The organism is Pseudomonas granadensis (assembly GCF_900105485.1).
GTDB classification, from domain to species: Bacteria; Pseudomonadota; Gammaproteobacteria; order Pseudomonadales; family Pseudomonadaceae; genus Aquipseudomonas; species Aquipseudomonas granadensis.
Map to the genome: position 1 here is coordinate 3,013,343 of NZ_LT629778.1, position 13,893 is coordinate 3,027,235.

The following is a 13,893-nucleotide window of genomic DNA, read 5'->3' on the forward strand; positions in this document are numbered from 1 at the left end:
TCAAAACGACTAACCCCTGACAGGCCACTCGATCGCCGCACCGCATCGACTGGCGTCTACCTGGCTGCGACGGCCGCTGCGCATGCGCCGTCGCAGGCTTCGATAGGGGGTTTCGCATGACTGAGGACTTCACAGGCTTTTTCATCCATCACACGGTATTGGGCATTTCACTGGGAAACTGGATTCTGGCGTTTTGCGCAACGTTGCTGAGCTATTTCCTCGCCCGAACGGCCATCCGCTTCGTGTTTCGAAAGGTGCAGGCGCGCGCCGCGGCCGGTAATGGACACTTGAGTTACATGGCCAGCGAAGTGCTGTCGGCGACCAGCACCACGCTGTTGCTGCTGGCGTCGATTCTGATCGGGATCGGTTTGCTCGACTTGCCCGAGCGCTGGCTCACTCGAGTCAGCAGCCTGTGGTTTGTGGTGGCGGCATTGCAGGTCGGTCTGTGGGTCAATCGCGCATTGGCGCTGGCGCTGCATCGTTACTTCTCGCGCCACAGCACCACCGGCACGTATCAAGGCAGTGCTCTGGCGACGCTGAGCCTGTGGGGCGTCAAGGTGCTGTTGTGGGCGGTGATTCTGCTGGCCATGCTGTCGAACCTCGGCGTCAACATCACCGCGTTCGTCGCCAGCCTCGGCGTCGGCGGTATCGCGGTAGCGCTGGCGGTACAGAACATTCTCGGCGACGTATTCGCCTCGCTGTCGATTGCCGTCGACAAGCCTTTTGAAGTGGGCGATTTCATCGTCGTCGGCACGCTGGCCGGTACGGTCGAACACGTTGGTTTGAAAACCACGCGCATTCGCAGCCTCGGCGGCGAGCAGATCGTCATGGCCAACGCCGACATGATCGGCAGCACCATCCAGAACTACAAACGCCTGCAGGAACGGCGGATCGTTTTCGAGTTTCGCCTGACCTATGAATGCTCGACCGAGCAGATCAAAGAGATCACCCGCCGCGTCGAAGCGATCATCAAGCATGAAAAACAGGCGCGCTTCGATCGCTGCCATTTCCGCAGTTTTGGCGAGAGCGCACTGGAATTCGAGACGGTGTATATCGTCCTGGATGCCAGCTACAACGTGTACATGGACGTGCAGCAGCGAATCAATCTGCAGATCATGGAAGCGGTTGCCGATGTTGACGCCGCGTTCGCCTTCCCGTCGCGGACCGTACACATCGCGTCATTGCCCGAGGCCGCTGCGTTACCGCCAAGAGCGCAGCATGTTTCGCGTACGGAACATGCCTGAGCGCTTTGCACAACCGGCCGCCAGCTACACTGGCGGCCGGCTATTCGTTCAGAACGCGTAGCTGGCCTTGAGCCCACCGTTGAAGCCGTGGCTGTCACCGCCGCCGCTGGCTCCGACCTCAGCGCCCAGGCTCAGGGCGCCGAGATTGGCCATCAGGCTGACGCCGCCGCTGAACTGATCGCGATTGTCGAAAGCCGCGCGCTGTTCGACGTCGAGGCCGAGCAAGTGGCCTTGGCTGTCGACCTGGTTATCGCCCAAGGTGCGTTCGTAGCCAACCTGAAGGCCCGGCACCAGTTGCCAGGCATCAACTGCCAATGGTGCGAAAGCGACGTTGAGGTTGGCGATCGCGCTGCGGCGGGTGGCGCTGTTGTCGTCGACGTCCAGCGCCAGTTCGCTGCCCTTCTCCTGGAAGCCGTTGAGGTCGAGGTGACTGATGCGCAAACCGAGGCTCGGTTCGAAGGTCATGCCGTTGACCGGAGCGCGATAACCCAGCGCCAACGTCGCACCGGTGAGGTTGCCATGGCTGTCGCCTTTCGCCGTGCCGAGGCCACCGCCGAGTTCGCGTTTGCTGGTGTAATCGACGTAACCGGCACTGGCATTGGCGTCAAGGAACAGGCCGCGCTCCAGGTTGCTGAAACCGTAGCGCCCGCCGACATTGAGGAAGGTCAAGTCCGTGTCCGCCTCCCCACCTGCCCCGCCGACGTTGCCATTGCTATAGCCAAACCCGCCGCGTGCACTGAATTGTTCGCTGAAGCGTTGAGTAATGCCGACCATCAGGCCTTGGCTGTGTTCGTTGCTGCTGTCGGCATGGGCCGAGCCATCGGTGCCGAGGTAGCCAGCCAGCGCGGTACTCCAGAGGCGGTACTGCCCGACCTTGAGATCACTGCCGCTGGCGAACGGTGCCGCGGCTTGTTCGATCATTGCGGTCTGGCGCAGCAGGTAACTCGCCGCATCGGCATGCACCTGACCGCCAACCTGGCTTTCAACCCCGCCGAGAGTGCCGGCATCGATCGCCGATTGCAGATAGTAGTTGTAAGCGCTGTAAGTCCCGGACAACTCGGTGTTCTGCAACTGCCGCAGCAACTCGGCACCGGCCGCGGCGTTACCGATCAGCCTGGCCTGCCCCGGCAGACTGTTGTATTCGACCAGCTTGCCGCGCAGCACGTAAATGGTTTCCTGCGACAGACCGAGACCCTGTTTGAGGTAATTGTCCATGCTGCCGTACTCGGCGGCGACCTGATCGAGACCGGCCTGCAAGTAACTGGCCTGCACGCCCAGCAACGGCTCGTAGACCGCGGCCATGCTCGGCGGCAAGGCTTTCAGGGTTGCCGCGACACGGGCGGCGGTGTAGTCGTTGGTCGCCAGATAGTTGGCCATGATGGTCGCCTCATCGACCCCGGCAATGCTCTGCAAAACAGCCGCGGTCCAGCCGGTGCGGTCCTTGCCGGCGGTGCAGTGAAACAGCTGCGCCGCATCGACACTGGCGAGGGCATTGAACAACTGGCCGAACTGACTGCGCATGCCGGCGTCGCTGACGAAGGCGCGGTTGGTCTGCTCCATCATCGTGATGGCGTCGGCAGCGCTTTTGAACGAGATATGGGTGATATCGGCACCAGAGGTCGTGCTGCCGATGATATCGATGTTCTGCCAGGTCGCGCCCTCAATCATCGTGTCAGGCGTGGCGGCAATTTCGCTCGGCGTACGCAGATCATAAATCGCCCCGATACCCAGCCCGTTTAGCGTCGCCAGATCCGCCGCCGACGGCGTCAGCGCATTGGAACGATAGAACACCCCGCCACGCATCGTGCCGTCATGGGCGGTGGAATAAGCGCTGGTGGTACCGGCGACATCACGGAAGTTGTCGATGCCTTGCAAACGTGGCGTGTCGAGCACGACAGGCTCGGCAGCGTGGGCGGCAGCAATTGACAGGCTCAGAACGGACAGCGAACACAGAAGACGTTGGAACACAGTGCAGCCTCTTTGAACAAGCGTTGGGCTTTTCACTATGGCGATGCGAGTGGGACGGAATATGACAGTTTCGAGTGGATGGGAAATGCCTGCGCGAATGGGCCGTGGGGTGCGTGAATGGTCTGTTTTTTGAGTTGATGGTTTGAAATCAATCCAAAAAAATCAAAAGCCCCTCACCCTAGCCCTCTCCCGGAGGGAGAGGGGACTGACCGTGGTGGATGCGAGTGCTACGCCAACGTGCAATACCGAGTCGAACTCAGGTTTTGAACAGCTCACAAATCGGCTCCCTCTCCCTCGGGAGAGGGCTGGGGTGAGGGGCGAATACACCGCAGATCGAAAGCCAACCACCCGCTTCTAACCACTCAACAATGAGCGTTAGCTCGAGTGCTTTTGATCTTGATCCATCGGCGACGTCGGAAGGCTGAGTGGAGGGATCGATCCGGGCGTGGGAGCGCAGCGACCGTCTGGCGCAGCCAGACACAGCGGAAGGAGGTGCAGCGAAGCAAACCGTAGCCGCTGCGCCCGGATCGGTCCCGGAGCGAAGGGACCCGAGCCTGCGAGGGCCGAACGCAGGAGCAAGCGTTTTTTTGCTTACTTTTTTTAGGCGTTTGTAAAAAAAGTGAGTCGCCGTCAGGCGAAACCGCCAGCCGCAGCACCCGAAGCAATGGATATGTACCCAGCGCGAAGATCAATCCTTTCGATCACCCACCCGAATATCCGTCACCCCCACCCGCTCAGCCTGCTCCATCACCTGCTCCGGCGTCGAATCCGCCGACGGCATGAGCAGACTGTTCTCCGCATCCCCCAAATGCAACTGCAACAAATGCATAGCCGCCTCATGCACAGCCAGCTGCGCCTGCTTCAACTCAAGCTCATAACTGCGCGGCTCACCACTGAAGCGATACTCCAAAACAAAAACAGCCATCGTCTCATCCTCGAAGAAAATCAAAACAACTGCATACCCTGACCGACCGGTCAGCTTATTGGTTCAACCGCATCGCTTGCCGGGCAAACTTTTCGCGGCGCCGGGCGTCCCTTGCATACACTTCCCGAAAAGCTGATCACAGCTAAGGACTGGCAATGACCTTCTTCATCTTCCTTCTGGCCTGCGCAGCAGCGGCAACCACCGGCGTCATGTTCAAACCGGGCGCGTGGTACGAAGGCCTGAACAAACCCGGCTTCACCCCGCCTAACTGGGCGTTTCCGGTGGCCTGGACGATCATTTATCTGCTGCTGGCCTGGGCCGGTTACCGCTTGAGCCTGATCCCCGGCAGCCAGACCGTGCTCGCCCTGTGGGCCGCGCAAATCGCCTTGAACACACTGTGGACGCCGGTGTTCTTCGGCGCGCATCAAGTGTTGGCGGCGATGGTCATCCTCACGCTGCTGTGGCTGGTCGTCGCGGCGATGGTAGTACTGGCGTTGCAACTGGACCTGATCACCGGGCTGATCCTCTTCCCGTATCTGGCTTGGCTGTGCGTCGCCGCGGCACTGAACTTCTCCATCCTGCTGAAGAACCGCACATGACGGCCCCTGCGCCTTGGCCGCAAGGTGAACGTGAATTGGCGCAAGTGCGCGCGTTCAACCGCAAGCTCGCCTGGCTGCCGCGCTTCAAAATCCGCAACCGCCTGACGCCGCGCCTGATCCAGGCGCTGCTGCGCGTCAGTCAGGTCGGCGGCGCGAAAAAGCTGCGCGAGCAGGGCCTGACCGCTGAGCGAAGAGTTTTCGACACCGTGCCTGTGCGGATCATTCGGCCCAAGGGCCAGCCGCGCGGCGTGGTTCTGGATTTCCACGGCGGCGGCTGGGTCATCGGCAACGCGCAGATGAACGACAATTTCAACATCGCCATCGTCAACGACTGTCAGGTTGCGGTGGTCTCGGTCGATTACCGATTGGCCGTTTCTACCCCCGTCGAAGACTTGCTCGATGACTGCCTGCTCGCCGCGCGCGGGGTGCTGAATGATGCCGAGTTCGCAGGATTGCCCGTGGTGGTGGTCGGCGAATCGGCCGGCGCCCATCTGGCCGTCGCAACGTTGCTCGCATTGAAAGCATCGCCCGAATTGCTTCGACGCATTCACGGTGCACTGCTGTATTACGGCGTCTACGATCTGACCGGCACACCCAGCGTACGCAACGCGCCGGCCGATACACTGGTGCTGGACGGCCCTGGGATGGTCGACGCGTTGCGCCTGCTGACCCCCGATCTGAGCGACGCACAACGCCGCCAGCCACCGCTGTCGCCGCTGCATGGCAATTTCAGCGACCTGCCCCCGGCACTGCTGTTTGCCGGTGAACTCGATCCGCTGCTTGACGATACGCTGCTGATCGCCGAACGCTGGCGGCAGTCGGCGCCGGTTGAGCTGCATGTGCTGCCGGCGTCGCCCCACGGCTTCATTCATTTTCCGACGGCCATCGCTCAGGGCGTGCTGGCTTACAGTCGGCAGTGGATTTCGACGCGCGTCGAGAGGGCTGGAGAGGGATGAGGCGGATTCAGCCCCTGGCGCGACAGGACAACGGCAGTTGGCACTCCAGCGCCGCTTGCCGCCCCAACAACCGCTGAAACTGGGGCCCGCACCCGAGGCGGGCGACTATCAGTTGTGCTTCGAGGGCGACTGCCAATCGATGAGTCAATGGGTCGGCGCCCCGACCAGCGCGCAACCGTTCATTGAGCTGTGGAGCTGCGAGATCGCCGGATAATCGTCATTCAGCGCCCGCTCCTCTTTTGCATGGAACCCTGCGTTCCCCGCCGTTCTCTATCGCAGAACCAACGGAGGAGGAATTCCCTATGATCACCCCTGAAACCGGTATGAGGCCGGGTGAGCGCTATCGCATTGACAGTGTCGAGCGCGCGCCGCAGTTTCCTGGCTTTTTTCTTGATGGCAGGTATTACCTCGGCCCCGAACTGCAGACTGCGGTCGGTTGGCTCGAAGGCCAGACGTTTGTCTATGACATGCTCGATCCTAACGGCGAGCCGATCTACCCCGACCGAGTCGTCGGGCGGATCGAGGCGCTGACCCTGGTGATGGCCGACGGCTTGCGTCTGGCGGTCGAGCAGATGCCCTACGAAACTGAAAGCGTCACGCCATCCACACCTCCCCCGTCGCCTGAACCGCTCGCGCCCAAGCAATCGGCAGCCAACCCTCGCCTGGCCGGCAAACTGGTGGTCATCACCGGCGCCTCCAGCGGCATTGGCCGGGCGGCGGCGCATGCGTTTGCCGACGAGCATGCGCGATTGGTACTGGCCGCGCGCGACGGCGAGGCGCTGGCCGAGGTGGTCGATGAGTGCGCGGCGCGGGGTGCACAAGCGTTGGCGGTGCGCACCGATGTCACCTCCAACGAACAGATGCAACAACTGGCGGAGCAGGCGGCGGAATTTGGCAATGGCCGTATCGATATCTGGATCAACAATGCCGGCGTTGGCGCAGTGGGCGATTTTGCGCAGACGCCACTGAAAGTGCATGAACAGGTTCTGCAGACCGACTTGCTCGGCTATCTGCGCGGCGCCTACGTCGTGTGGCCTTATTTCAAGGCGCAGCAACAGGGGATTCTGATCAACACGCTGTCGCTCGGCAGTTGGGTGGCGCAGCCGTATGCGGCGGCGTATTCGGCGAGCAAATATGGCTTGATCGGTCTCACCGAAGCCCTGCGTGGCGAACTGGTCGGCCAGCCGGATATTCATGTCTGCAACATCTATCCGGCGGTCATCGATACCCCGGGGTTTCGCGACGGCGCCAACTACACCGGCCATGCGCTGAAGCCGCCACCGCCGATTTATGATCCGCAGCAAGTGGCGAGCGCGATGGTCAATTGCGCGCTCAAGCCAAAACCGCAGGTGACGGTCGGCAGTGCGGCAACCCTCGCTCGCGTGGCGCACTTTCTGCTGCCGGGCTTTTCGCAGTTGTCGGGCTGGCTGACCCGCCGGGGCATCCAGCGCAGCCCGGCGATCGAGACTTCGTCGGGGAATCTGTTCACACCACCCAGCGGCGAGCGGCGCGTTGAGGGCGGCTGGCGTCAACCGACGCGACCTTCACCGCTGTTGGTGGCGGGTGCGGCGGTGCTGGTTGGCGGTTGCCTGCTGGCGCTTAATCGTGCCCGTGGACGGCACCGCTAGCCCCTGTAGACCGCGAGCGGTGGCGCCCATCAGCCTCACTGCTCGCGGGTGACCGTCAACGCCACCACGGCGATGCGCTCGGCGAGGGCGTATTCGGGTTTGACCAGTTCTTCACCGAACACGTCCGGGTCAAGCTCTTCATAAGTCCATGCGTACCTGCCGCCGGCCACCAGCGGTTTGATCGCTTCAAGAAACGGATCTTGCCCAACCTGAATCGCCACGCCGGTGTAGACCAGCAACGTCCCGCCGAGCGCCAGGCGCGGCAGTGCTTCGCGCACGATGCGCACTGACAGGCCTTCGCCCAGCGCCCCGCCACCGTGGCGATAGGCACGCTGATGCTGATCGTTCATGTACGGCGGATTGGCGATGATCAGATCGAACTCGCCCTCAACGCTGGCCAGCAGATCGCTGTGGTACGCCGAGACGTTATCAGCCCCGGCGAGTTCCGCGTTGACCGCGGTCATGCGCAGCGCCTGCGGGTTGATATCGACGGCCAGCACTTCAGCCTCGCGCCGCGCCCGGGCCATGATCACCGCGCCTGCCCCGCTGCCGCAGCCAATGTCCACCGCACGTTTGATCGGAGCGAAGCGTTGCTGTAGCTGTGCCTGGATGGCGCGGGCGAAGCGATAGGTATCGGGGCCGAAAAACACCGCGTCATTGGCGGTGGTTGGAAAAGCCGAATGCACAAACAAGCGGTCATTGAGCGTCGACCAGCGCACGTTGCTGCGCCACAGCGAACCTTGCTGCTCGATGATGCCCGCCTGCTCGAGCTTGCCCAGCTCATCCGCTGATAACAGCTCGCTGGCAAACGGCATCGACCAACCGAATACATCGCGCAGGTCCTTGGCCAGCGGGCTGGCGAAGCGTTGACAGACCCGTTCGTGGGTCAGCGGTGTCGGAGTGATAAATCGATAACCGCTGTCCTGCAAGCGTTTACCCAATTCAAATAGCGTTCGATCCGAAGTTTCCTGTAGCGACATGCAGCCTCCTGTGGTCAACGCAAACGGTCACGCAATTGAATAAAACGCCGGGTCGCAAACAGCCCGGCCGGACGCCAGTGCCGCTGCGGTTGCAGCCAGGTTTGCAGCTTGTGCATCTGTTCCACAGGCGGCAGATTTTCCAGGCTCTTCTCCAGCGTGCGCTGCTCGGTATCAGCGATGTCGATTTGTTCATCGGCTGCTGCACCTCGGCGCGCGACGTAGGGCCGGTGCGCGTTGTCCGGGCAGTCACCGGTAATCCAGTCGCTGAGCAATTGTTTTTCGTAACCGTTGAACACCCCGAACATCACCGCTTCGCTGCCCTCGATCAGGCGCCAGAAACGGCTTTGCTCGACCGGTTGGCCACGTTTGATCCAGCTCTTGCGCTCCAGCGCCGCGAGGAAATCGGCCATCTGCCCCGGCGCCGCCAGCCACTGGTTGATGGTGCGGTCTTCGATCCGGCAATAGTCGGAATGCATGTGCTGGCCGAAGATTGCCTTGCGTTCCAGCATCGACACCACCGCGCGCTGCAGATCGAACTCCTGAATGACCGCCGTCGAGCCCTTGCCCAGACCGTTCAGGCGATAACCGACGGTCATGCGCCGGTAAAAATTGTCGCGCTCCGGGCCTGCCGGGATCAGCCGCAACAGCGCCTGCACGGCCTTGCGCGCATGCCCGGTGCTGGCGTTATCGATGGTCACGTGCAGGCGGAAATATTGCGGGTCGATGCCCAGCTCGGCCAGTTCGTAAGAGCTGATCAACAGGTGCAGAGGTGGCTGTTCGTAGCCAAGGTTGTAGCCGATGACTTCCGGCAGAAACTCATCGCCGAAACGCCCCAGCGCCAGTTGTAAGGCGCCCTGCAGAAAGTACTCATCGGCCAGACCTTGCAAGTCGGCGCAATCGTGTTCAGCCAGCAGCTTGCGGTAGATCACCACATGGTTCTGCCGTGGGAGGCCGTCGCCCAACTCCTCGAGATAGGTATCGAGCAGGTAGTCGAAACGCTGGTCCTGCCAGTGCGCAGGAATGCCCGCCAGCCAGGCGCCGTCGACCTCTTTGGTTGGCGCCACATGCTGAAGGAAATACAGCGCGTGGGACTTGTTGCGAAAATAGCGCCGGTCCGCACCCTGCTGACGCGCCGACAGGTACTCCGCGTATTGCGCCGCGACATCGGCACAGTGCGCCTCCGACCATTGCGCCAATGCCTCAGGCTCCGATGGCAGATCCAGCGGCAGCTCGGCGGCCAGCTTCAATTGTTGGCGAAGCAGATCGTAGGCAATCCGGTCAACCGCAGAATCTTCCGCCAACAGCCGATCATAAAGATCGTGATAAGAGACCGGTTGCAACACGGACCTCTGTGAAGACTTCTTGATCGGGATGTCGATCAGCGTCATGGCAGCTCCCCTCATCAAATGCATGCTCATAAACGAGAGAGTCGCCGCCGGTTAAAATAATTCCTTTTTTCAGCGCAGCGACGGAGCCAACGGTACATCCCCCAATGCTGCCGTCATTCGCTCGCGGAAAATGCCTAAGCAGCACAAACTGCCCAGGCAATTCCTGACTTTTTGCGGCGAATCGCGTGAGCAAAAACGCGATTACTTTTTCTCTTCGGCCGACTCGCCTTGCTGTATCTGCAACGAAGCCTTGCTCTTGTCGCCTTCCTTGTTGGGCGCGTCGTTCGAGCCTTCAAAGCAGCCTTGCAGCAACAGCATCGAGCAGAAACCGAGGCATACGCAGAGGGTTTTCATGGGTGTCTCCTGACGAGGGTTGGGGAACAGGTTGATTACGCTGTCGCCGGTTCGGCGGTGGTGGCGCTATCGGCACCGGGTTCAAGCTTGACCTTGATCCAGCCGTGCTGATGTTTATCGAACGCCTTGAACGCCGATATCGCATCGGTCAACGGTTCGTCCTGAGTGATGACTTTCGCCGGGTCGACACGGCCGGCCAAGGTCATTTCGATCAGCTTGGGAATGTACTTGCGGTGGTGACAGTTGCCCATGTTCAGGCGCAGGTTCTTGTTCATCGCCGCGCCGATCGGAAAGCTGTCGAACCCGGCCGGGTACACGCCGATGATCGACACAATGCCGGCCTTGGCCACCGCCTGCACCGCCCATTGCAGGGCTTGCGAGGGCTCATCGCCCGGCTGCCATTGCGCCGGTTCGTGGGCGCCGTGGTGGGCGTGATTGGCGTCGATGCCGACCGCATCGATGGCGCAATCCACGCCAATGTCGCCGGTCAGGCGGGCGATGGTTTCGAGCGGGTCTTCCTGTTCGAAATTGATGCACTCGGCGCCCAACGCCTGCGCTTGAGCAAGACGATCTTCGAGGCCATCGATGGCGAACACGCGGCCAGCGCCCATCAGTTTGGCGCTAACGATAGCGAACAACCCGACCGGGCCGCAGCCGAACACGGCGACGGTATCGCCGTCTTTGATTTCGGCCATCTCCGCACCAAACCAGGCGGTGGGCCAGATATCCGACATGGCGATGGCCTGGTCGTCGCTGATGGCATCGGGCAGTTTGATCAGACCGATGTTGGCGAACGGGATACGCGCTTTTTCGGCTTGCAGGCCGTGGAACGGACCGGTGTTTTTCGGCCCGCCAAAGAACGATGTGCCGGCAGTTTTGCCATTGGGGTTGGCGACGTCGCACTGGGCGAAATAACCGGCACGGCAGTAGGCGCAGTTGCCGCAGGCAATGGTCGACGGGATCAGTACGCGGTCGCCAACCTTGAGATTGCGCACGTCACTGCCCAGGGCTTCGACGATGCCGACGCCTTCGTGGCCGAGGATGGTGCCGGGTTGCATGTCCGGGGCGCTGCCGCGGATGAAATGCAGGTCAGTGCCGCAGATGGCTGAGGCGGTGAGCCTGACGATGGCGTCGGTCGGGGCCTGGATTGTCGGGTCCGGAACGTCGTCCAGGCGTATGTCGCCGATACCGTGAAAGACGATGGCTTTCATAGTCTTCTCCCGTTGGTGGTGGGTTTATGGGTTGAGGTGCGGGTGGGCGGCAAGGTTTCATCGGGGTTTGGGGTGGGCTGATTAGTGGTCGGTTTTTTGGGCGGTGAGCCGATTTTCGCCCGGCTTGAGTCTGGCGGTGAATTCGCCCCTCATCGGAACGCCGCCCGCCCAGCCCTCTCCCCCTGGAGAGGGAGCCGATTCTGGTTGGTTTCAAAATTTGCATTCGACTGGGTATTGCAGGTTGGCGTATTTCGCCCAATCACCTCGGTCAAGTCCCCTCTCCCTCCGGGAGAGGGCTAGGGTGAGGGGCTCTTGATCTTCTGTTACCGACCACCGGTAAATCCGTTGGAATTTTTTCCACACCCGCCAACTCCTTTGGCTATGAGCCTAAGGAGGAACTCATGAGTCGTACGGATATTTTCACCATTGAATACTTGCTTCACGGTCAGCCCCGCTCGTTTGTCATCCGCGCAAAAAACATGAGCAACGCGGATGCGTGGCATTGGGCGAGTTGTGACGCGGGTATTGCGCCGATTCCCAAACCAGGAAGACCACCGCTGAAGGTCATTTCGAAACCGCAGGCAGAACGGTTTGGCATCACCGAGGTTAAATGGCGCGAGACTACCGCTTTGGTGTGGACGGAGGCTTCATCATGACTTCAACGACGTCATCGGCTGGCTTTTCAACTGAGGATGAGGACGACGAACCGGCGCGGATCAACGCCTTGTTTTACGAAGCGGACCGCCTCGAGGAAATCGCCTACCGACTGTTCGATGAGAGCAGTCGCAACGCGGCGATGTGGGAGCATTTCAACCAGGCCAAGGCTGTGGCCGACGCCAAGCGCACCGAGGCGTATCAGGCCTTCATGCAGTTGCGCAGACGCTCGCGAAGCTGACCGTTGCAAACGCTGAAAAAACAACACCCGCCATTCGACGGGTGTTGCAGGTGTGCCGTTCAGCCCTTGCTGTGTTCCGGCGATGACGGCCCTTCCTTGACCCCGCGCGGGCCGGCGATGCCCCAGACGATCAGGCCCAACACCGGGAACACGATCAGGCCGATGGCCCATGCGGCTTTGGTGCCAACGCTTTTCTCGCTGCGAAACACACTGACAATCGCCCACAGGTCAACCAGCAAAATGATCACCGCGACCGCTATCGAAAAGTAACTCGTTGCCTCGTTCATGGCGCACTCCTCCAATGACTGGTATGCATTGGGCTGCGCGATCAAATCAGCGTTCAAAAAATCCTGTATCGGGTGGATAGCCGCGATCTGGCAAGCCGGATGGGCCCATGCAGCAGATCCTAACCTGTTCCCGCCCTGGCGCATGCTGATGAAACTTCTGTCTTGGCCGGACGATCTCCTGAACATCACAAAACCGGGAGAGCAACATGAAATGCTACCTATGCGGACTCAACGCACAGAAAACCGACGAGGCCCATGGCGGCCAGCTCGTCGACTGTTCCGACTGCGGCATTTACCGGGTTTCAGGCCTTGTACTGAAAGAGCTGGGCGCAAAAAGATTCAACTTCTCAATGATGCGCGATGACCTGCATCGGCAGCGGCAGTTCAACGCCACGCTGGTCGCCGAAATCAATACAGAAACAGCAATATGGGCTTGAATCGCGCATCCGCGCCTTGACGCCGCCAGTGCTCACATCCGGTGATGCTCCAGCAGAAAGTCGACAAACAAACGCACCCGCGCCGGCATCGCCGGACCGCCGACGAACACCGCATGGATCGGCTCGTCATCGCCCGGATTCCAGTCTGCCAACAGGGAAATCAACTCGCCACGCTGCAGATCCTCTTTCACGCTGAACTCGCCGATCCGCGCGATGCCGGCGCCGCCCCGCGCGAGTTGCGCCAGCGCTTCACCGCTGTTGCATTCGATGCTGCCGCTGACCTTCAAGGAAAACACCTGGCCGTCGCGGATGAACGGCCAGTTGGGTTCGGCGCGGCGAAAGTTGAAGCGCAGGCAGTTGTGCCGCAGCAAGTCTTCCGGTTCCTGCGGGGTGCCGTGGCGCTCAAGATATTCGGGCGAAGCCACCACCACCTGACCGGTGATGCCGAGTCTGCGCGCCGTCAACGGGCTGTCCGGCAAATGCCCGAAACGCACCGCGACGTCGGCCTGGCCACCGAGAATGTCGACGACTTCATCGCCCAGGGTAAGGTCGACCACGATGTTCGGGTAACGCGCGCTGAAGGCGGCAACCAACGGTACGATCGCCAGCCGCCCATGCACTAGGGCGGCGCTGACCCGCAAGCGGCCCCGCGGCACGCCTTGATCGGCGATGGCGTCTTCGACCTCGGCCATGTCCGCCAGAATACGCCGGGCGCCCCGCAGAAACGCCTCGCCTTCGGCAGTAAACGTGAGCGCCCGAGTGGTGCGCAACAGCAGGCGCGTGCCCAGACGCTGCTCGGTGCGCGCGATGATCCGGCTGACCGCCGAGGGCGTCAGCCCCAAGGCGCGCGCGGCCGCCGACAAGCTGCCCTCGCGAGCCACCGTGACGAACACGTCCATTTCACCTGATCGGCCACCGACGTCCATTTGTGATTCCTACGCAAAGGTGATTGCCAAAAACGCTGTCTACCGCGGTAAACGTGGGCATCGTAGCATTGGCGGCATAGATGAGGAGACTTTCC

The 13,893-nt window shown here is 61.3% G+C and carries 16 protein-coding genes; 8 read left to right on the forward strand and 8 right to left on the reverse strand.

The features are described 5' to 3' along the window. Nucleotides 1–116: 116 nt before the first annotated feature. On the forward strand, nucleotides 117–1,244 hold the full coding sequence (locus BLU52_RS13230) for a mechanosensitive ion channel family protein (protein ID WP_090283838.1): 1,128 nt from the start codon (nucleotides 117–119) through the stop codon (nucleotides 1,242–1,244). Nucleotides 1,245–1,292: 48 nt separating this feature from the next. Here BLU52_RS13230 and BLU52_RS13235 read toward each other — a convergent pair whose 3' ends face one another. Together BLU52_RS13235 and BLU52_RS13240 are read right to left on the reverse strand one after the other, a co-directional pair. After that, entirely contained in the window at nucleotides 1,293–3,212 is a 1,920-nt protein-coding gene (locus BLU52_RS13235) for a tyrosine-protein phosphatase (protein ID WP_090283840.1), read from the reverse strand. A 688-nt stretch (nucleotides 3,213–3,900) separates the two neighbouring features. Then, nucleotides 3,901–4,137, reverse strand: a complete 237-nt coding sequence (locus BLU52_RS13240; protein WP_090283842.1) for a hypothetical protein — start codon at nucleotides 4,135–4,137, stop codon at nucleotides 3,901–3,903. A 155-nt stretch (nucleotides 4,138–4,292) separates the two neighbouring features. Here BLU52_RS13240 and tspO point away from each other — a divergent pair, with 155 nt between their 5' ends. From tspO to BLU52_RS13255, 4 genes are all read left to right on the forward strand, one after another. Next, nucleotides 4,293–4,736: a tryptophan-rich sensory protein TspO gene (gene tspO, locus BLU52_RS13245; RefSeq protein ID WP_090283844.1), complete on the forward strand. Its 444-nt coding sequence runs from the start codon at nucleotides 4,293–4,295 to the stop codon at nucleotides 4,734–4,736. Then, nucleotides 4,733–5,692 (forward strand): alpha/beta hydrolase fold domain-containing protein, encoded by a 960-nt coding sequence (locus BLU52_RS13250; RefSeq protein ID WP_090283846.1) that lies wholly within the window; start codon nucleotides 4,733–4,735, stop codon nucleotides 5,690–5,692. Before tspO ends, BLU52_RS13250 begins: the two co-directional genes overlap by 4 nt. Before the next feature lie 37 nt (nucleotides 5,693–5,729). Further along, on the forward strand, nucleotides 5,730–5,906 hold the full coding sequence (locus tag BLU52_RS26680; RefSeq protein ID WP_157720698.1) for a hypothetical protein: 177 nt from the start codon (nucleotides 5,730–5,732) through the stop codon (nucleotides 5,904–5,906). 88 nt (nucleotides 5,907–5,994) lie between these two features. Then, on the forward strand, nucleotides 5,995–7,320 hold the full coding sequence (locus tag BLU52_RS13255; RefSeq protein WP_090283848.1) for an SDR family oxidoreductase: 1,326 nt from the start codon (nucleotides 5,995–5,997) through the stop codon (nucleotides 7,318–7,320). A gap of 35 nt (nucleotides 7,321–7,355) precedes the next feature. On the opposite strand, the gene BLU52_RS13260 is transcribed toward BLU52_RS13255, so the two are convergent. The 4 genes from BLU52_RS13260 to BLU52_RS13270 form a co-directional block, all read right to left on the reverse strand. After that, a complete protein-coding gene (locus tag BLU52_RS13260; RefSeq protein WP_090283851.1) occupies nucleotides 7,356–8,300 on the reverse strand; it encodes a methyltransferase in 945 nt (314 codons plus the stop codon). A 14-nt stretch (nucleotides 8,301–8,314) separates the two neighbouring features. Next, the gene (locus tag BLU52_RS13265; RefSeq protein WP_090283852.1) at nucleotides 8,315–9,688 is read right to left on the reverse strand and encodes an iron-containing redox enzyme family protein; all 1,374 of its coding nucleotides are present in this window, start codon (nucleotides 9,686–9,688) and stop codon (nucleotides 8,315–8,317) included. Between the two features lie 201 nt (nucleotides 9,689–9,889). Beyond that, nucleotides 9,890–10,042: a hypothetical protein gene (locus tag BLU52_RS26685; RefSeq protein ID WP_157720699.1), complete on the reverse strand. Its 153-nt coding sequence runs from the start codon at nucleotides 10,040–10,042 to the stop codon at nucleotides 9,890–9,892. A 35-nt stretch (nucleotides 10,043–10,077) separates the two neighbouring features. Then, complete coding sequence (locus BLU52_RS13270; RefSeq protein ID WP_090283854.1) at nucleotides 10,078–11,253, reverse strand: zinc-dependent alcohol dehydrogenase; 1,176 nt, start codon at nucleotides 11,251–11,253, stop codon at nucleotides 10,078–10,080. A 401-nt stretch (nucleotides 11,254–11,654) separates the two neighbouring features. Here BLU52_RS13270 and BLU52_RS13275 point away from each other — a divergent pair, with 401 nt between their 5' ends. Then, complete coding sequence (locus BLU52_RS13275) at nucleotides 11,655–11,909, forward strand: DUF6555 family protein (protein ID WP_090283857.1); 255 nt, start codon at nucleotides 11,655–11,657, stop codon at nucleotides 11,907–11,909. Continuing rightward, the gene (locus tag BLU52_RS13280) at nucleotides 11,906–12,148 is read left to right on the forward strand and encodes a hypothetical protein (RefSeq protein WP_090283859.1); all 243 of its coding nucleotides are present in this window, start codon (nucleotides 11,906–11,908) and stop codon (nucleotides 12,146–12,148) included. The genes BLU52_RS13275 and BLU52_RS13280 overlap by 4 nt, the downstream gene beginning before the upstream one ends. Nucleotides 12,149–12,207: 59 nt before the next feature. Here BLU52_RS13280 and BLU52_RS13285 read toward each other — a convergent pair whose 3' ends face one another. After that, on the reverse strand, nucleotides 12,208–12,435 hold the full coding sequence (locus BLU52_RS13285; RefSeq protein WP_090283861.1) for a PLD nuclease N-terminal domain-containing protein: 228 nt from the start codon (nucleotides 12,433–12,435) through the stop codon (nucleotides 12,208–12,210). Nucleotides 12,436–12,641: 206 nt separating this feature from the next. Here BLU52_RS13285 and BLU52_RS13290 point away from each other — a divergent pair, with 206 nt between their 5' ends. Further along, nucleotides 12,642–12,872: a hypothetical protein gene (locus BLU52_RS13290; RefSeq protein WP_090283863.1), complete on the forward strand. Its 231-nt coding sequence runs from the start codon at nucleotides 12,642–12,644 to the stop codon at nucleotides 12,870–12,872. 32 nt (nucleotides 12,873–12,904) lie between these two features. On the opposite strand, the gene BLU52_RS13295 is transcribed toward BLU52_RS13290, so the two are convergent. Beyond that, nucleotides 12,905–13,798 carry a LysR family transcriptional regulator gene (locus tag BLU52_RS13295; RefSeq protein ID WP_090283865.1) on the reverse strand — a complete coding sequence of 298 codons (894 nt, stop codon included), beginning with the start codon at nucleotides 13,796–13,798 and terminating at the stop codon, nucleotides 12,905–12,907. Nucleotides 13,799–13,893 lie beyond the last annotated feature (95 nt).